This window comes from Variovorax sp. KBW07, from assembly GCF_003852515.1.
Classification (GTDB): domain Bacteria; phylum Pseudomonadota; class Gammaproteobacteria; order Burkholderiales; family Burkholderiaceae_C; genus Variovorax.
Genome location: NZ_QAJK01000029.1, coordinates 51218 through 69884, shown reverse-complemented (window position 1 = coordinate 69884; position 18667 = coordinate 51218). Strand labels below are relative to the sequence as shown.

The 18667-nt window shown below is 69.4% G+C and carries 10 protein-coding genes; 2 read left to right on the top strand and 8 right to left on the bottom strand.

What is annotated here, in order from left to right; all coding sequences use genetic code 11:
- Positions 1-15 precede the first annotated feature (15 nt).
- The 8 genes from DBV14_RS06575 to DBV14_RS06545 form a co-directional block, all read right to left on the bottom strand.
- Positions 16-600 (bottom strand): prepilin peptidase, encoded by a 585-nt coding sequence (locus DBV14_RS06575; RefSeq protein WP_124458392.1) that lies wholly within the window; start codon positions 598-600, stop codon positions 16-18.
- 16 nt (positions 601-616) lie between these two features.
- Positions 617-763: a hypothetical protein gene (locus DBV14_RS33350; RefSeq protein WP_185545950.1), complete on the bottom strand. Its 147-nt coding sequence runs from the start codon at positions 761-763 to the stop codon at positions 617-619.
- Between the two features lie 203 nt (positions 764-966).
- Positions 967-1605 carry an RNA polymerase sigma factor gene (locus tag DBV14_RS06570; RefSeq protein WP_124458391.1) on the bottom strand — a complete coding sequence of 213 codons (639 nt, stop codon included), beginning with the start codon at positions 1603-1605 and terminating at the stop codon, positions 967-969.
- Positions 1606-1625: 20 nt separating this feature from the next.
- Positions 1626-13058, bottom strand: coding sequence for a filamentous haemagglutinin family protein (locus tag DBV14_RS06565; RefSeq protein ID WP_185545949.1), 11433 nt, complete (start codon positions 13056-13058; stop codon positions 1626-1628).
- A gap of 115 nt (positions 13059-13173) precedes the next feature.
- Positions 13174-14184, bottom strand: a complete 1011-nt coding sequence (locus DBV14_RS06560; RefSeq protein WP_185545948.1) for a FecR domain-containing protein — start codon at positions 14182-14184, stop codon at positions 13174-13176.
- A gap of 88 nt (positions 14185-14272) precedes the next feature.
- Positions 14273-14764, bottom strand: a complete 492-nt coding sequence (locus tag DBV14_RS06555) for an RNA polymerase sigma factor (protein ID WP_260396845.1) — start codon at positions 14762-14764, stop codon at positions 14273-14275.
- A gap of 29 nt (positions 14765-14793) precedes the next feature.
- The gene (locus DBV14_RS06550) at positions 14794-15504 is read right to left on the bottom strand and encodes a TonB-dependent outer membrane receptor (RefSeq protein WP_124458387.1); all 711 of its coding nucleotides are present in this window, start codon (positions 15502-15504) and stop codon (positions 14794-14796) included.
- A gap of 245 nt (positions 15505-15749) precedes the next feature.
- On the bottom strand, positions 15750-16676 hold the full coding sequence (locus DBV14_RS06545; protein ID WP_124458386.1) for a LysR family transcriptional regulator: 927 nt from the start codon (positions 16674-16676) through the stop codon (positions 15750-15752).
- Positions 16677-16838: 162 nt separating this feature from the next.
- On the opposite strand from DBV14_RS06545, the gene DBV14_RS06540 reads away from it, so the two are divergent.
- Complete coding sequence (locus DBV14_RS06540) at positions 16839-17945, top strand: branched-chain amino acid ABC transporter permease (RefSeq protein WP_124458385.1); 1107 nt, start codon at positions 16839-16841, stop codon at positions 17943-17945.
- Positions 17946-18039: 94 nt separating this feature from the next.
- Entirely contained in the window at positions 18040-18660 is a 621-nt protein-coding gene (locus DBV14_RS06535) for a bifunctional 2-polyprenyl-6-hydroxyphenol methylase/3-demethylubiquinol 3-O-methyltransferase UbiG (RefSeq protein ID WP_124458384.1), read from the top strand.
- The last annotated feature ends 7 nt before the right edge of the window (positions 18661-18667 follow it).

Genomic DNA, 18667 nt, shown 5'->3' with positions numbered 1-18667 from the left:
TAAGAGATGAGCGGGCTAGAGGTAGCCCAGTTGATGTGCAAGCACTTCGACCACCGTGCCAGCCGCGATGCAGATGCCATAGGGCAGCTTCCCCACGGACAGGTTGGCGTGGATGCCCGCCGAAGGCCGGATGCCCGCAATGCTGGAGACCACCATCCCTTGCGCCGCGGTCTTGACGTTGGCCAGCATGTGGCCGACACGGCGGCGATGGATCGCGAAGGCCAGGGCAGCGACGCCGCCGGCGATGAAAGTGCAGAGCACGGCCATCAGCGTTTGCTCCGGCCCGAGGAAGGCGCCCGACATGGCCATCAGCTTGACGTCGCCGGCGCCCATGATTCCGATGGCATAGAACGGCAGCATCGCGGCGAAGCCCACGCCCAGCCCGCTGAAGGCGCTCAGCGCACCCACGGTCGGCGTGCGGGCGGCCAGCGTCCCGTAGACGAGTGCGAAGAACGCGCCGCCGAAGGTCAGCCAGTTCGGAATACGGTAGGTGCGCCAGTCGCTGACGGCAGCCACCACGAGCAGCACGAGAAGCGCCGGCATGCGGATGTCGGAAGCCAGCATTGCCAGCAGTTCGAGAACGGCGTCGAGTTCTTGCATGATCGGCTCCCCGGGTTCAGGCGCTGCGCCGCACGGCGAGCAGCAGGAGCAGGCACACGACCATCACCAGGGCGCCGATCAGCGCGAACTCCATGAACGACATTCCTGCGTCTTCCCGCAGCAGGCTCATGAAGGCTCTCGGCAGCAGTGCGAACGGTTCCATGCGTGTTCCCCGGTTGTCGTTGCCGGCCGGAACCGCTTGCCTGCCCGGTGTGTGCAGAAGCGTTCGGCCTGGGGATGACTTTAGGAACCGCGTCGCCTTCGCACATGAGCGAAGTGACCTTTCGCGAGGGGGCCGGATGCCCCGGTTTTTTTGCGCGGGGGCATGACAAAGCGCCTATGCCCGGCCGTGCGGACGCACGCCCTCTACGCGCTCACAGGCATGCCCTGCGGACGCAGCGCCCGCCGCGGCGCGCTCACACCGGCGAGCACCTGCTGGCCCGCGCTCCCGGCGCAGTAGTCCAGCGCCTGCCGCAAGGCGGTGTCCACGCCGCGCACCGAAAGCGCATAGCGGCTGGCCACCTCGTCACGCGTCATCTCGTCGATGCGCAGGGCGACGAGCACCGAGCGATGCCGGCGCGGCAGGCGCTCCATGGCGCGCTGCACCGCCGCCAGGTCGGAGCGGGCTTGCGCAATGCGCTCGGGGCCTGGCGTGTGATCGGCGAAATGCTCGATGCCCATGTCGGCATCGCCCGTGTACTGCCACGACCTGTCGCCCCGCATGCGGTCCATGGCGGCATTGCAGGCCACGCGGTAGATGTAGGCGCTGGGGTTCAGCACCGGCGAACGCACCTCCAGGTCGCCCAGCCGCAGCCAGGCGTCGTGCAGGCATTCGCTGGCCATGTCGGCGCAGCCCAGGTGGCGGGCCAGCTTGCGGCACAGCCCTTCGTAGTTCGCACAGAGAAAGCCCTGCAGCGCAAGGCGGCGCTGCGCCTCGTCCAGCGGCTCGTTGGCGGCGGGGTCGCCCGCCGCCGCTTGCGGTTCGCAAAGAACGCTCAATGCCATGGTGCATTCACCCGTGCGGCCTAGCGGTCCTGCTGCAGCCGACGACGCTCGTCGGTGCTCAGGCTCGCCCAATGCCTGGGATCGATGTTCCGGCCCATGCCCACGACCTGCACGGGGTTCAGCGGGTCATAGTTGGGCCGCGCACCCGATTGCAGTCCCTTGCCGGTCGGCGGCGCGTCGCTCGCGCCCTGCGCGGGCTCGTTGCCGAAGCCGAGCACGCGCACCGTGAAGACCGAAGGCAGCGCCTGCCGTGCGGCCGAGCGTTCGCGCTGCATCATGTCCTGCGCGGCGGCCGTTGCCTGCGCAGCCGCGGCACTGGCGTTGGTCAGCGCGCCGATGTTCACGGCCGCGATCACCGGCAAGCCCTTGGTCTCGCCCTTGACCTGGATGTTGTCCGCGTTCAGCACCTGCAGCGCCGCGATGTTCAGGTTGCCCGCCACGCGCAGGCCCGCGTCGCCGGCGTTGACGGTGCCGCGTGGCGCCACCAGGTCGACGTCGCCGTCGCCCACGGTGCCGATGCCGCTGCCGCTCATGTCCGACTTCTCGCGGATCACCGTCACGCCGTCCAGGTCGGTCGACACCTCGGGCGCCGAAGGCACGCGCAAGGTCTTGGCGCCGCGCCCGGCGTCGATGTCGCCGACGGTGGACCAGATGATCTGGTCGCTGCCCTGCTTCGTCACCTCGGGCACGAACGACAGGATGCGCGACTGGTTCACGGTGACGTCGTTCCGGGCCGCAATGCCGATGTGCCCCGACGCCAGCGTCACCAGCCCGTAGCCGGCCGGCACCGCGGCGCCCAGCGCCGCCACCTGCAGGCCGCCGCCGGGCGTGATCACGTCGATGTCGCCGCCGGCCATGGTGCGCAGCATCAGCTTGTTGGCCGCCACGTCGCCCTTCCATGTGTCGCCCGGGAACAGCGTCTCGATGGCCGTGTAGCCGCGGTTGTAGCCGCCGTTGCGCGGCAGGCCACCGGTGCCCGGCTCGTTCTGGTCGCGCCCGGCTTCGCGCAGTTCGAGCAGGTACACCTGCCGCAGGAACTGCTGCTGCGCGAGCTGGGGCAGTTTCTGGAAGCGCGCCCAGGCTTCGAGCGGCTCCAGCTTTTCGCCGGTCATGTCCGACATGAACGACACGAGGCCGCGGCGCACGGTTTTTTCCTGCCCCCCCGCGCGCGTTTCGACCTGGTCCACCAGGTAGATGGGCAGCACGCTGCCGTCGGCGCCCCGGGTCTTCAGGTAGTCGGGCATGGACGCGACCTTCGACGGATCGAGGTAGGCGGCCGTGAACGCGTCGTAGCCCACCGCATGGTTCAACCCGGCCATGGCGGTAATGGCGGCGCCGTGTTCCGGCAGGCCCTTGACCTGCGTCTCGGGCAGCGCGCGGTTGTTCCTGTCGTAGCGCTGGTTGCCCAGCGTCTGCACCTGCAGGTTGTCGGCATACAGGTCGCGGCCGGCGGCCAGCACCAGCGTGCCGGGGCCCTGGATCTCGATGTTGCCGGTCAGGCCCACCGAGAGGTCGTTGTTCGGGTCCAGGCGCGCCGTGCTCTTCATCGCCAGGATGTCGTTGCCCGCCTCCAGCAGCGTGACGTCGGAACCACGCAGGTTGCGGCCCGCCAGCCGCAGGCCGCGGATGTCGGTGCCCGCGCGCACCCAGGTCTGCTCGTTGGCCTTCACGTCGAGCCCCACGATGGAGCCCTGCGATGCATAGATGCGGCTGGGCTCGAAGTCGTTGGCCAGCGGCAGCACTTCGGGGTTGTTCACGCTGCGCAGGTACGAGTTGTTGACGGGCGAGGCCAGTGCCCGCTCGATCAGGTTGTCGAGCATGTCCTCCATGTTCATCTGGCTGAACGGCGAGCCCGCGCCGGCCGGCCTGTAGCCCGTGGGCATCATCGCCGGCGTGGCGTAGGCCATGACGAGCGGCGCGTCGAAGCGGATGTCGTTCTTCGCGACCACCCGCACGTCGTTGGTGGTGCCCGGCAGCACATACAGCGGCCCGTCGATGGCAATGCCGCCATTCAGGGCGGCCGCCGAGAAGCGCGCCGGATACCGGTTGCCGCCGAAGCCCACCAGCGTGTCCTTCTCGACCCAGCGCAGCAGCAGGTCGCGGAAGATGAACTCGGTCCGATTCACGAAGGTGATGTTGCCGCCGGTCGACACCAGCCGGAGCGCGCTGCGGTCGGTGTAGCCGCTCATGTAGGCGCCGTAGTTCAGCATCTGGCCGTCGCCTCGAAGGCCCTCGCCGTAGGTCACCAGCAGCGGATCGACCACCGTCTGCAGGCGCAGGTCGCCGGCTGTGCGAAGGCTCAGCGTGGCGTCGCCCAGCGCGAGGATCGGCGCCACGGTGTAGCTGGACTTCGTGAGCCCGCCGCCGCTGTCGTCGCGGGTTATCGTCACCGTGTGGCCGACCGCCGTTTCGCCGGCGCGGATGTCGCCCGCGCCGCGCGCCACGTAGTACTGCCCGCCGCGGATCGTGCCGCCGGCCTGCACCGTCATGGCGCCGCCGTTGCGCATTTCCATGGCCATGGCTTCGCTGACGGAACGGCCGCCGCGCATGCGCATGTGGGTCGGCAACGCGACCAGCAGGTTGCGCAGGTCGCCGCCGGCGTCCACGCTGACGTTGCCGCCGCCCAGCGCGCCCACGCCCTGCTGGAAGCGCCCGTAGTCGATCCACCAGCTCGACTGCTCGGGTGCGTGAATGACGGGGCCGTAGACGCCGTCCGGGTTCCAGCCGTTTTCGCCGTTGGTGTATTCGCCGAAGAAGCGCTTTTCATTGAGCGTGCCCTGCCGGTTGAGCCACTCGCTGAAGTGCTGGCCCGACGGCGCGGCCTCGATGCTGCCCTGCGCGCCGATGGCGAGGTTGCCGCCTTCCACGCCGTAGCTCGCGTTCGGGTTGGCGGTGGAGAAGTCGCTCCACACCGTCGTGTCCTTGCGCCCGGCGGTGTAGATCACCGATTCCTTGTGCGCCAGCGTGAGGTCGCGGCCCGCGCGCACCTCGAGGTCGCCGGTGCCGGTGCGCACGAGCTTGCCCGCGCCGTTGTCCGGCTTCGGGTCGCTGTCGGTGGGCACGGCGGTGTTGGCCGTGCCCACGGTGATCGACCCCTTGCCCGCAGCCTGTGCCGCGAGCGGCTTGAGCGCCATCGCATCGGCCGAGGCCAGCTCGCCGCCGGCCACCAGCCGCAGGTTCCACGACGGGCCCGCCTGCAGCCGGCCGCTGCGGTCGGCCGCATCGAAGCCATCGCTCAGGTGGCCATTGATGGCGAGGTTGCCGCCCGCGCGCAAGGTCAGCGTGCCTTCGCGCGCGCCGGAGAAATCGTTGAAAATATTCCAGTCGCTGTTCAGCGCGAGGTCGCCCGCGCTGCGGACCTCGATGCCGGGCATCACGGCCAGCCCGGTGCCCAGCCGTGCCGCCACCCCGCCCGATGCGGCACGAAAACGCGCGGCATCGGCAATGGCGTCGGGCCTGACCGAATCGACCGTGGCGCCGTCGTAGTCCTTCACGTCGTAGACGCTCACGCCTTCGAGCACCGCCGAGCGCGCACCGTTCACCGCAACGTTGAGCGCGCTGACCGCGACGTCGTCGTGCGTGGCGTTCTGCTGCGCGCGCAGGCGCACCTTGCCGCCTTCGTTGCCGGCCACGTCGATCAGGCCGCCTTGCAGGTTGAGTTGCCCGCCCGCTGCTTCGAGCGTGACGCGGCCGTTGCCCAGGCTGCCGGTGGCACCGGCGAGCAGCTGCGCACCGGCCTGCATTGCCACGCCGTTGCCGGCGGTGATGCGAATGGCGCCGCCGTAGGCCGAGCGCGCATCCACCGTGCCCGAGATGTCGATGCTGCCCCGATCCGCCGTGAGGCCGAAGTCTTCCACCTGCGTGAAGCCGCCCAGTGCCACGTTGCCCTGGCGGATGCGGAACTGGCGCGAGCGGTTGAAGCCGGCGTCGTTCAGCCGCTGGCTCACGCCGGCGAAATCGGGCAGCGCCTCGATGTCGAGCGCGAAGCTGCCGGCCTTGCCGCCATTGCCTCCCGCCTGCGCCGCGATCTGGCCGTCGAGCACCACCGTGCCGCCCTGCGATGCCGCAAGGCTCAGCGTGCCGGCGTCGCCGCCTCTCGGGTGCGCGGCCAGGTCGAGCCGGCTGCCGGCCTCCAGCCGCACGTCGCCGCCCACCGCCGACAGGCCGATGCGGCCCGCGTCCGCGTATTCGGCCACGTCGAAGAACTGCTTGGCGGAGCCGCTCACGTCGATGGTGGCGCCGCGCGCCACGACCAGGCTGCCGCCGGTCGCCGTCATGTCGATGCTGCCGCCCCGCGCGACCGCGCGGCCGTCGAAGGCGATGCTGCGTCCGCTGAGGTTCAGGCGCAGGCCCAGGCTTTCCTGCGGGTCGAACGACGCGGCCTCGCCTTGCGCCGAAGCGACGACCTGCAACGCGCCGCCCGTGGCGATCGACTGCGCCGCGCCGCCACGGCCGGTGAGCAGCGGCGTGTTCAGCGTGAGCGGCGACGCGCCCGTGTCGATGCCGCCCGCCCCCTCGCCGACGATCGCGTTGCGGCCCGCCAGCGTCACCGCGCCGAAGCCCGAGAACGTCTTCTGGCCCGCGCCCAGCACCAGCGTGGCCGCGTCCAGCGTGAAGCCGCCCGCACCGCCGGCGGCAGGCACGCCGGTGCCGCCACCGCCGCTGTTGATGAGCGCGATGCTGTCGCCCTTGATCGTCACGTCGCCCGCGCCGCGGCCCACGAATGCGCCGCCGTCGAAGGTCAGCGATTTCAGGCCCGCCGCGCCCAGGTCGAGCGAGCTGTAGAAGTCGAAGTCGGTGTAGCTGCGCAGCGTCAGGCGCGTCGAGCGGCCCAGCTGCGCAAGCGCGCCGCTGTCCAGCACCATGCCTTCGGTGCCGCCGCCGAAGCCGATGCGGCCGGCCGCCACCGACAGGTCGGTGCCCGCGATCTGTGCCGAGGCCGCCAGTTCCGTCGTGCGCGTGGCGTCGATCAGCAAGGCCGCGTCGCCGTTGACCATCGCGCCCGCACCGACGGAAACCAGCCCGCCGCGCGAGGTGTCCACGCCCTGGCGGATGACCTTGACCGCATCGCCGGTGGCCACGCGCACCAGCGCGCCCCAATCCCTGGCGGCCGAGACGAGCACGTCGTCGACCGCGTCCTTGGCGTCGATCACGCCGTCGAAGTTGTCGTCCAGTTGCCCGTCCGGGTCGGCGTAGACCGCCGCCACCCGCGGCTTCATGACCAGGTTGCCCGCGCCGCGTCCGCCCGCGCCCTTCGCGCTGACGCGGCTTCCGCCTTCGATGGCCACCTTGTCGCTGGCCGCCAGGATGATCTCGGGGCCGGACAGCTCGGAGCCCTCGTTGTTGCGCACCACGATGTCGGTCGCGGTCACGTCCAGCTCCAGGCCGAGCGCGTTGCCCTTGCGCTTGCCGCCCACCAGCAGGCTGCCCGCGCCGAAGTTCGACAGGCTCGCCGCATCGATGACGAGGTAGCCGTCGGCCTGCAGGCTGGCGCTGTCCTGCCCGCTGCCGACGATGGCGATCTTCTTGCCGGCAATGTCGACCAGCCCGCCGCGCCCGCCCTCGTCGGGCGCGGAGCGCAGCGTGCCGTCCAGCACCAGCCGGCGGCCCGCGTCGAACACCACCGCGCCGCCGTCGCGCGGCAGGCGCGGCGTGACCACGTTCTGGCCCGTCAGGCGGTACTGCGTGAGCTTGAAGGCCTCGGACGAGAAGAAGTCGTTGGCCGTGGCCTCGTTGTATTCGGAGTAGCGCCGCAGCACGGCACCGGACATCACGCGCCAGGCCGAAGCCTGCACGTCCTGGTTGCCGCCATAGGTGTTGCCGGCCTTGCCCTGCATGACCAGGCTGCCGTCCGGCGCGCGGGCGGCGGGCGCGAGCGCACCGCCCCAGGCCTTGCCAGTTGCCTGCACCGCGAAGGCGCCGGGCAACAGCGCATAGCGCGCGGGCAACAGCGTGTACCAGCCGGCCGCCAGGCCGGGACCGCCGGCGAGCCAGACGCGCTGGCCCGCCGCGGCACCGCCAGCGGGTGCCGCGCCGGCCTGCCCCGGCAGGATCGCGTACATGCCCGGCATGTTCAGCATGTCGTGCGAGCCCCCCGGGCCCGGCACGAATTCGGAGGCATGCAGGTCGCCACCGCCGGCGATGTCCACCACCGCGCCACGCGCCAGCGCCACGTCGGGCGACTTCATGGTGATGCGCTTTTCAGGCGGCGCGACCAGCGAGCCGGTCGACGGATTGACGGGATCGACCGCCTTCGACGGGTCGTGCCAGTGCTCGTTGTTGGACAGCGTGCCGAAGGGCACGGTCATTCCGGCACCCGACACCGAAGTGAGGCTGCCCGCGCCCAGCGACAAGCGCTCGCCTGCGTTCAGCTCGATCTGGCCGAAGGGCGCGCGCAGCACACCGTTCTGCGCGATCACCGGTGCTTCCAGGCGCAGGCTGCCGCCGGCCGACAGCGGTGCGCTGCCGGCATCGCCCAGGCGCTCGACGGTGATGGAATCGCCGGCGCGGATCACGCCGGTCATCGCGGTGGTCGGGTACACCTGTCCGGCGTTCAGCACCAGCTGCCCGTCTACGTCGAGGTTGATCTGCAACCGGGTTTCTTCGTTGATCGGCGAAGGCAGCGCGCCGCCCATGCGGATCTCTCCGGCTTCGAGCACCGTGCGGCCGAAGCCGCCGATGCGCACGGCGCCGGCCTGGAACTGGGTCGGGTCTTCCGATGCCGAGATGTCGATCAGCGAGCCGGCCACGGTGAGCTGCCCCGCCCCTGCCGACGCGGCCGACGATGCCGGCGCTTCAGGCGAGGCGGCAGGCACCGCCGACAGCACGATGCGCGGCGCGCGCAGCGACGACGACGAGCCCGCGTGCCCGACGATCGGCCCCTGCAGCAAGATCGAGCGGCCCAGCACGAGGTTCGCGTTGTCCAGGCGAATCGCGCCCTGCGTCGCATTCACCAGCGAGAGGTCGGCAAAGCCGCCGTCCTTGAAGGCCTGCGGACGCACCGTCAGCGTGGACACCTGGCCGGGCTTGTTCAGCAGGTCGCGCAACAGGTCGCTCGAAAAGAGCGCGTCGCGGAACAGGTCCAGCGCCTGCGGCGTCAGGCCGAACTGGGCCGCATCGAGCGCACCGTTCACGCCGGGCAGGCCCAGCCGGTCGGACACCACCAGCTCCTTCACGTCCGCCAGCTTCGCGAGCAGGGCCGACGACAGGATCATCGGCCCGTCGATCTCGTAGCCGTAGCTGCGCAGGCCGGGCGCCCAGTCGTAGTCCACGCCCTGCCGCCAGTCGCTGCACACGCCGTCCACCGCCAGGCCCACGCAGTCCGGGTCTTGCAGCACGCGTTGCAGTTGCTCCAGCGGCGAGCCTGTCGGGCCCGATGTCGCGGTCATGTTCAGGCGGATGCGCCCGCCGACGCCGTTGGGCCCGCCCGCCTTGCCCACCATCCTGCTTTCGATCAGGCCCTTGCCCGTGATCTCGATCAGGCCGCCGTTGCTGTCCAGGCGGATCTCCGGCGCGGGCCGGGACACGCGCGTGCCCGAGGGGCCGGCGTCGGGCACGCCGTCGATCGTGCCGGTGGCGCCGGACACGTCGATGAGCGCATCTTTCTCCAGCCGCATGTCGCCCGCCTGGATGCTCACCGTGCCGCCGTCGCGCACCTCGCCCACGCGGCGGCCGCTGCTGCTGTCGATGCGGATCAACGGAACGCCGCGCGCCAGCAGTTCAGCGCCGGCTTCAAGGACGACCGTGCCGCCGCTCAGCCCGATGCGGCCCGCCGGCGCGTCAAGGCGCCCGCCGACCGTCAGCGCGCCCTGTTCGCTGCCGGCGTTCAGCGTCAGGCTGCCGCCGGTGTCGGTGCGCACGCTGGCGCCTCGCGCAATGCGGACCGGACCGTTCTCGGTGCCGAGCGACAGCGCCGTGGGGTTTCGCGCCGCGCGCTCGTCGGGCCGCAGCACACCCAGGGGCGCTGCCTCGGCCAGGTTGCGGCCGCTCGGCAGGTCGCGCCAGGCGAAGTTGTTCAGGTCGATGCTCGTGGCTTGCTGCGACACCGACACGCCTTCGGGCACCACGATGCCCTTGCCTTCGCCGCGCACCGAGACCGTGACGTTGCCGAACCCGCGCTCGCCGAAGAGCGTGGGCGGCAGCATCACCACCGAAGAGGCCGCGGTGGCTGGGGTCGCCCCGGCATCGTCCGGCGGCGAAACGGGCGGCACGCCACCGATCTGCACCGCCGAGGCGGTCTGGATCGACAGGCTGCCCGCCGAGCCCGCCGCATGGGCGCGCATGTTCAGTGCGTTCAGGTCGAGGTCGGGCGTCACGCCGGACAGCAAGATGGACCCCGCATTGCCCACGCGCAACACCGGCAGGCCCTGCTTGCCGGGGTCCGCGCAGCCACCGCCCGATACGTCGAGCACGGCATCCTTGTGGGCCACGATTTTTCCGGCAATCACCGTGATCGCGCCGCCGTCCAGCGCCCAGGCGCCGCGCAGTGCGCCGTCGCGCCAGGTGTTGATCCACTGGCCGCTGGCGTCCAGCCGGCCCTGCTCGCCGAGCTCCACTTTTCCGTAGGCCGACGAAAGCCCGATCTGCCCGCCCGGCACGCGGATCAGTCCGTTGATGCGGATGTCGTTGGTCGAGCCTTCGGTGCCGGCCACCGAGAGCGACGCGCCCGGCGAGAGGTTCAACGCGGCGCCGCTCGCAAGCTCGAAGTCGCCGTTGATGTGGTTCAGCACGATGCTGCCCATGCCCGAATTACTCAGCATGTCGTCCGACAGGAACGTGAGCTTGCGCGACTTCTGCTCGCCCGGCTTCAGCTGCACATAGAAGTCGTCGCCGAGCTTCGTGTTCGCATCGAAGTCCTGCGCGAGCCGCTTCGGGTCGTGGCTGACGATGATGGTGCCCGGCGACCACGGCCGGCCATCCGGCGAGTTCTCGCCCAGCTGCAGCCGGCCGCCCTTGTTGCCGCCCGGGTTCTTCGACTGGCGCTCGCCCACCACCACGCCGCCCAGCATGTCGCCCTCGAGCACCATGGTGTCGCCCGCGTAGATCTGCACGGCACCGGCCTTGCGCCCTTCGGTGTAGCCGGCTTCCTTGTAGTCGGCACCGATGAGCGGCGTGCGCCAGGTGGTCTTCACGCCCCAGCGCGCATGCTGGTTGGTGAACTCGCCCGCGATGCCGGTGTAGTCGGTGTCGGACATGGCCCGGTCCATGGTGTGCACGCGGCCGTCCGCGCCCATGAGCTTGGTCGCGGTGTTCATGCCGTCGGTGTAGCGCACCGAGCCGCCGGACACGTCCAGCATCGATCCCGTGCGCATGATCACCGAGCCGCCCGCGCGCATCTCGATGCTGCCCGCGTTGGCCGAGAGCTCGCCCAGGTCGGTCTTGCCCACGCCCACCCAGCCGCTCACGTCGCCCAGCGGCGTGCCCACCCAGGCACCGGGAATGTAGGTGGCGCCGTCGGGGCCCGTCACCCATTGCACGCCCGCCATCGGGCCGTCCTTGAACACGCCGCTCACGCGCCGGTCGACGATCACCTTCTTGCCGCGCACCCACGCGTCGAGCTGCATGGGCGAGTCGCGCAGTTCGTTGATGCGCAGCTCGGCCTCGATGAAGTTGCGCGACATGGCCACCTGCATGCCCTGCAGGCCCGCCACGCTCAGGAAGGCCTCGTTGTCCACGTAGATGCGGCTCGCGTCGCGCAGGCTGCCGGGCTTGAAGTAAGGGAACAGCGTGAACATCGGATTGACGGCCGATTCGAGCTTGATGGTTCCCGCCGGCACCAGCACGCCGGCCTTCGAGCGGATGTCGATCAGTTGCCCGTACAGGCTCACGCGGCCCGGCTGGTAGCGCGTGGCGAGCGCGGACGCCTCGATCTCGCTGGTGTCCGACGTGTCGGGCAATACCTGCGAAATGCTGCCTTCGCCCAGCGTGAGCGTGCCGGCCGACCAATTGATCAGGTCGTTCACGCCATCGGCGTACATGTGCGAGCCCAGGCCCCAGGCGCGCAGCAGGATCGAGCCGTTGCGGTTGTTCAACGCGGTGGTTGCGCTGAGCACGCCCGACTGCCGCACGTCCTGCGCCTGCAGGGTGATGTTGCCGCGGTCGGCCTGCACGGTGCCGGTGTTGACCACCTCGTAGCCGACCGCCTTGGCGCGCGCCGCCATCTCGGGCATGACGACATCGCGCAGGCCGGCGACGAAGTTGGCGTCGGCATAGACCGGCGAGAGCTTGAGCGCGCCCCACACCTGCCCGCCGGTGAAAGCCCAACCGGGCACTGCCGAAGCGGCCACGTCGAGGCCGCGGGGCGCGTTCGGGTCCTGCGTCGATGGCGTCTTCAGGTAGATGTTTTCGCCGGCCGCGAGGATGACCTGGCCGTCGGGTGCCGAGATGCGGCCCGCGTTGCGCACCTTGGGCGCGAACAGCATGACCTTGCCGCCGCTGTTCGCCGCCAGCTGCGCGCCTGCGTCGACACGCACTTCGCCGGGGGCCGCGCCGGGAACGAAGCGGTCCACGTCGCCCATCTTGTCGGGCGCGCCGCCGACGCCGGGCTTGAAGCCCGCGTCGCCGTAGATCAGGGGCCGCGCGGAGGTGAACTCGCCGAACTGGGGAATCGGGAAATCGTTGCCCTGGTTGGTGAGCACCTGCGGGTTGTTGATGCCCAGCTTGAACTGCTTGTCCGACAGCGCCAGGCTCGACGCCACCAGCGAGCGCGTGTCCACCTGGCTGGAGCCGGTGAAGACGATGCCGTTGCGGTTGACCAGGTACACCGAACCATCGGCCTTGATCTGCCCCGCGATCTGGCTGGGCCGGCCGCTCGGGTCGTTGATGCGGTTCAGCGCGATCCACGAGTTGGTCCCATCGGGCTTGGCGCCGCCCTTCTGGTCGAACTGCACCGTGGTGTTCTTGCCGACGTTGAAGCTCTCCCAGTTCAGGATCGCCTTCTCGTCGGTCTGGCGGATGCCGACCACGGTGCGGCCACCCGCGGCGGTTTGCACCGGTGCCGCCGCATTGAGCCAGCCCGCGGTGAGGCTGTTGCTGTCGACCTTCAGGCCGCCATCGGCCAGGCCGTCGGGAATGTCGGAGCCGCCGTTCAACGCGGCCAGCCGCGCCGCTTCCTGCGCCGCCTGCTGCGCCGCGATGCCGCGCGCGGCCGTGTTCAGGTTGTTGAGCGAGCGCTGCAGTTGCTCGCCTGCCTTGCGTTGCTCCAGCGGATTGGTCAGCATCGAAGCCGGCATGCCGTTGGGCAGCCGGCCGGTGGCCGTTGCGGTGCTCTGCGTGGCGTTCTTGTTCGCGAACCATGCGCCGCTGAAAGCCTGCTGCGCCTGGGCTTCGATGAGCGCGCCGTTGGCCGCCAGGATCATCGCGATGGCGCGTGCCAGCGGCGCCATGCGGAAGGCCCGCATTCCGTTCGTCGTAGCCGCTGCTGCTGTTGCGCCCTGGGGTCCGCGTGTGCTCATGAGGTGTTCCGCGCTGAAGTTGATTCGATGCACTACGACGAACGACCGCCCCACCATCCCGCAACTTATTTTTTTGCGGCCTTGCCCCTCTTGCCTCTCTTGCCCCTTTTTTGCTTCAGCTCAGCACGACCACCCCGCCCGGCAGCGAGCGGGCCTCCAGGTCGAAGGCATGCTGCAGCTGCGCAAGCGCCAGGTCGAGCGATGCGATGTAGAAGCTCCCCGTCACGGGCCGGTTGCGCGCGGCGGCATTCATCAGCATCACGCGGCCGGGCCGGTAGCGATTGATCTCGTCGAGCACGTCGGAGAGCCGGGTCTGCGTGAACACCAGTTCTCCCTTGCGCCAGGCGGAAAGATTCGCCGCGCTGACCAGCGCCACGCTGCTCAACGAACTGCCGTCGTACACCGCCTGCTGGCGCGCACGCAACTCGCGCGTGCCGGCGGGGTGCTCGACGCGCACGCCACCGTCGATGCAGGTCACGCAGACCTTGCCGTCCAGGTAGCGGACTTCGAAGCGCCCCGCGCCGGCCACGCTGCGGCCGACGCCGGCGGTGACGCTGAAGCCTGGGCCGCCGCTGTCGGTGCTCGGCAGGTCGATGGCCGCTTCGCCCGCGAGCAGGTCGATGCCCGTGGTCTCGTCGCCCGCCATCCGGCGCCGGATGCGGGTCTGGGTGTTCAGCGTGACCTCGACCCGTTCGGCCAGACCCACCACCAGCTGTTCGCCCGTGGCGGTGCGGTAGTCGGCGCCCCACTCCGCGGGCGCGGGCCACAGCCCCGCCGGCGGATGGAACACCGCCACGCCCGCGACACCGGCCATGGCCGCCGCGCCGACCGCCGCCCCGAGGAAGGCGCGGCGGGGAAGCACCGGCCTTGGCAAATGGCGCGCATGAAACGCCGCCGCTTCGGCATTCGTGCGAAGCAGCTCGGCGGACGCCGGGCCTATCGCGGCCCATTGCGCCCTTGCCTGCCTGAAAGCCGCCGCTTGCGACGGGCTGCTCGCCACCCAGCGCCTGAAACGCTCGGCGTCCTGCGGCTTCACGGCGCCTGAATGGAACAGGCGCAGCCACTCCCAGGCCTCTTGCCTCGCTGTCTCAGCGTCGATGGCGGGAACGTCGGCGGGTGTCGTCATGGCGTCATGCGTCATACGTCACTGCAGCAGCCCTGGGCAATTCGATTCTTCACCCAGTACGACGAACGGGCCCGCCGGATCCCGCAACTTATTTTTTGTCATGGGCCATCCTGCTGCTCAGGTAGTCGTGTGCGTGCTTGAGTTCATATTCGATGGTGCGCAACGAAACGCCCAGCCGCCTGGCCGCTTCGGGTTGGGTGAGCCCGTCCATGTGCACCAGCACGACGACCTCGCGCCGCCGCGCGGGCATGCGGTCCATCAGCCGGGCCACGGCATCCAGTTGCGAGCGTGCCTCGGCGACCCGCTCCGGGCCGGGCGCCGTGTCGGCCAGCTCCATCAGCGCATCGATCTCGTCGAACGGCAGATTGCGGCTCTGGCGGCGCTGGATGTCCAGTGCAATGTTGAAAGCCATGCGCACGATGTAGCCGCCCGGCCGCTGGATCGGGCCGTCTTCCTGCTTGCCCTGGTCGTTCACGCGCAGCCAGGTGTCGTGCAGCGCGTCTTCGGCGAGATCCGGATTGCGCAACGCCCGCCCCAGCTGCCGCTTGAGGGCGTCGTAGTGCCTGGAAAGGTAGTCCATGAGAACGGGGCGCGTGTCTTCCGCCATGGTCAGGACGCCCCGCCCTCTGCGTCACGGCAGCGTGTTCCGCCTCGCGAATCCGTGGGCAGCACGAGCAGGGTCAGCGGCTGCGGCAGATCGGGCGGCGGCGCCTGCGCGAGATGCACGCCTTGAAGGACTTCCAGCATCGCGGCATCCCGGGACGCATCGCCGGTGGGGCCGAGCAGGCGTGGCCGCCGCACCTGCCCCGTGGCATCCACCTCGAAGCGCAACAGCGAGCGGTACGTTCCCGGCCGCGTGCGGGTGTTGTCGCACAGCGCCTCCCACACCTGCGCCTGCACCAGGCTCGGGTAGCCCACCAGGCTGCCGAGACCGGCCGCACGCGGGGCCGCCACCGGAGCGCCCGCCGGCTTCAGTGCGAGCGCAACACCCGAATCCGTGCGGACCTTCTCCGCGACCAGGCCCGTGCCTTCCAGCAGCAGCCGGAGGGCAACGTCGGGCGAGAACGCACCGCGAACGGCAGACGATGTGAGGTCCACCAGGAGTTCGCTGCGAAAGAGCGCGGGCTGCCGCGTCACGGCGGCATAGCGCTTGAGCGCATCGCCCAGCGGGAGCGCCGGAATGTCGAAGTCGATGGCCTGCTCCGCGGCGTTGGGCGCCACGTCCACCGGCGGCTCGCCATCGCGCGGCGCCGGCGCGGGTCCGTCAGCCGCCCATGCCGATCCGGCGAGCCGGAACAGCAGCATTCCGCAGAGCGTCACCCTGCGGCATCCGGCGCCGGCGAAGGACAGGCGCACGCAGCTCAACCCCGGCGCGCCGCACGGCCGCGAGCATGGGCACGGCTGCCGCAATGCTGCAAGGGCCATGGCAGGGGGAAGATTCGAGTCGGCAAGGAAAGCACGCCATTCGGGAAACTTGCATGCTGTCACCGGCGTGTGACGGCATCGTTGCAATGCTGGGCGCGGGCGCCATTCCCCCGCTCACGGCAGGTACTCCGAAAAACGACTCAACCGGCCGCCACCGGCGCGCCGGATCGATCACTTGCCTGCTCGGACAGGTGCCTGCACAGGTGGTCCACGAACACGCGGACCTTGGGCGACAGATGCCGGCTTGACGGCCACAGCGCCTTGAACTCGCCGCCCGCGGCGAGTTCCTTGTCGAGCACGCCGGCAAGCCGGCCCTCGGCGAGCATCTCGCGCGCAAGAAAGTCGGGCATGCAGGCGATGCCCAGCCCGCGCAACGTGGCGCCAAGCACCGCCTCCATGTTGTTGCATGCGAGGACCGTGCGAAGACGCCCCTCGATATCGGGAGCGGACCGCAGCATCGGCCACTCGAGCAGCTTTCCGGAATTCGGGTGCCGAAAGCGGATCGTCGCGTGCCGCTCCAGGTCGCTCGCGACACGTGGCGTGCCGTGCCGCGCCAGGTAGCCCGGCGAGGCGCACAGCATCAGCCGAAAAGGGTTCAGTGGCCTGGAGACCAGCCGGGAGTCGGGCAAGTTTCCGCTGCGGATCGCGACGTCGATGCTTTCGTCGATCAGGTCCACCGTGCGGTCGGTGAAATTGATGTCGAGTTCAACCTCCGGGTACAGCGCCACGAAACCCGGAATTACCGGCAACAGGAAATGGTGGCCGACGATCGGCGCGCTGACCCGCAGCCTGCCACGCGGCGCCTCGCGCACGTGCGACAGCATGGCCTGCGCATCGTCGAGGTCTTCCAGTATTCGGCGGCAACGCTCGTGGAACAGCCGCCCTTCCTCGGTGAGTTGAATGCGCCGGGTGCTGCGCTGCAAGAGACGCACACCCATCTCCTGCTCGAGGCGGGCCACGCCCTTGCCGATCGCGGAGGCCGACAGCTCCAGTGCCCGGCCCGCCGCAACGAAGCTGCCAAGGTCAGCCGCCTTCACGAAGGCCAGCAGGCCGCTGAGTTTGTCCATCCGGATATACCTCTTTCATTGCGGCGTTTTGTTCCGCTTCAAACGGAACTGCCATCTCTTTCCAGGCGATTCGCGCCAGTCTAACGTTGGCCGTACCGAATAAGACAAACAAGACGATCGACACAAAGGGGCCTCGCGGCAATGGAGATTTCAGACTCGCCGATGGCAAACCCAAGCGATGCCCGGCCCCGAACGGATCGCCGTCGCGTGGCGTTCAAATACGCAGCGCTGGTCGGGCTCCTGTTGCTGCCCCTGCTGCTGCAGTCGGCGGGCACGCATTGGGTTCGAACGGCCGACACCTGCCTCCTGTACATCATGCTGGCGCTGGGTGCGAACGTCGTGGTGGGCCATGCGGGCCTGCTCGACCTCGGCTACGTGGCTTTCTATGCGCTCGGTGCCTACATGTTCGCGCTGCTGACCTCGCCTCACCTGGTCGACAACTTTGCCTGGATCGCCGCGATGTTTCCCCTGGGCCTGCACACGCCGTGGTGGATCACGATCCCGCTTGGCGCACTGCTCGCCGCGTTGCTGGGAACGCTGTTCGGTGCGCCCACCCTGAAGCTTCGCGGCGACTACCTGGCCATCGTGACGCTGGGCTTCGGCGAAATCGTCCGCCTGCTCATCGTCAACTTCAGTCATCCCATCAACATCACGAACGGCGCAAAAGGCATGGGCCCCACCGATTCGATCAACTTCTTCGGGCTGGACCTGGGCAAGCCCTTGTCGCTCGGCGACTTTCAGATCGCTTCGGTCACCCTGTACTACTACCTGTTCCTGGCGCTCGTGCTGCTCACCGTGACGATCTGCCACCGGCTGCAGCATTCGCGAATCGGCCGTGCCTGGATGGCCATTCGCGACGACGAGGTCGTGGCGCAGGCCATGGGCATCAACTCACGGAACATGAAGCTCCTGGCGTTCGGCATCGGCGCCAGCTTCGGAGGCGTTTCCGGGGCCATGTTCGGTGCGTTCCAGGGCTTCGTTTCGCCGGAGGCGTTCGGCCTTCAGGAGTCGGTGATCATCCTTGCGATGGTGGTGTTCGGCGGCATCGGGCACATCCCGGGCGTGATTCTTGGCGCGTTGCTCCTGACCGCGTTGCCGGAGGCCCTTCGCTACGTAGCCGGTCCGCTGCAGGAGATCACCGATGGCCGGCTCGACGCGGGGATCTTGCGGCCCCTGCTCATCTCGCTGGCCATGATCGTCACCATGCTGGCGCGCCCGCATGGGTTGTGGCCCATGCCGGAGCACGGCAAGTCGCTTCGCGGGCGGTAGCGGGGGGCGCCCGCCGCCCGCACGGTTGACATTTTTGTCATCATGCAACATCATATGTTGCATGACAATCAAACCGGCTGCTCAAGAGCCCCGCATGACCGAATTCTGGGAAAACGCCTTCAACGAAAAACAGCTGATGTGGGGCTTCGAGCCCACCGCCTCCGCCATCGTCGCGCGGGACTTCTTCGCCCGAACGGGCGTCAGGAATGTCTTGATACCTGGCGTGGGGTACGGCCGGAACGCAAAGGCGTTTCTCGACCGAGGCATGTCGGTCACGGGCATCGAGATCTCCGACACGGCCATCGCGCTGGCCCGGTCGCAGCTCGGCCTTGAAATTCCCATCCACCACGGCTCGGTGGCGGACATGCCGTTCGACAACCGGCAGTACGACGGCATCTTCTGCTACGGGCTCATCTACCTGCTGGACGCCAACGGGCGCGCCAAGCTCATCCAGGACTGCTACCGCCAGCTCTCGCCCGGCGGGCACATGATCTTCACGCTTATCTCGAAGAAGGCCCCGATGCATGGCCAGGGAGCCAGGCTGGGCGACGACTGGTACGAGAGAGCGCCCGGCCTGTCGATGTTCTTCTACGACGCGGCCTCGGTCGAGCGGGAGTTCGGCCCGTACGGTCTGCTCGAAGTTTCGGAGATCGACGAGCCGACGCACGGTGGCAGCGCCCTTCCCTTCATCAACGTGATCTGCAGGAAGGGCTGAGCGCAGC

Coding starts and splice junctions, on each gene's coding strand:
- DBV14_RS06560 (WP_185545948.1), bottom strand. CDS start 14,184: ATGACGACACCCGCCGACGTTCCCGCCATCGACGCTGAGACAGCGAGG.
- DBV14_RS06535 (WP_124458384.1), top strand. CDS start 18,040: ATGACCGAATTCTGGGAAAACGCCTTCAACGAAAAACAGCTGATGTGG.
- DBV14_RS06565 (WP_185545949.1), bottom strand. CDS start 13,058: ATGAGCACACGCGGACCCCAGGGCGCAACAGCAGCAGCGGCTACGACG.
- DBV14_RS06575 (WP_124458392.1), bottom strand. CDS start 600: ATGCAAGAACTCGACGCCGTTCTCGAACTGCTGGCAATGCTGGCTTCC.
- DBV14_RS33350 (WP_185545950.1), bottom strand. CDS start 763: ATGGAACCGTTCGCACTGCTGCCGAGAGCCTTCATGAGCCTGCTGCGG.
- DBV14_RS06555 (WP_260396845.1), bottom strand. CDS start 14,764: ATGGACTACCTTTCCAGGCACTACGACGCCCTCAAGCGGCAGCTGGGG.
- DBV14_RS06570 (WP_124458391.1), bottom strand. CDS start 1,605: ATGGCATTGAGCGTTCTTTGCGAACCGCAAGCGGCGGCGGGCGACCCC.
- DBV14_RS06545 (WP_124458386.1), bottom strand. CDS start 16,676: ATGGACAAACTCAGCGGCCTGCTGGCCTTCGTGAAGGCGGCTGACCTT.
- DBV14_RS06540 (WP_124458385.1), top strand. CDS start 16,839: ATGGCAAACCCAAGCGATGCCCGGCCCCGAACGGATCGCCGTCGCGTG.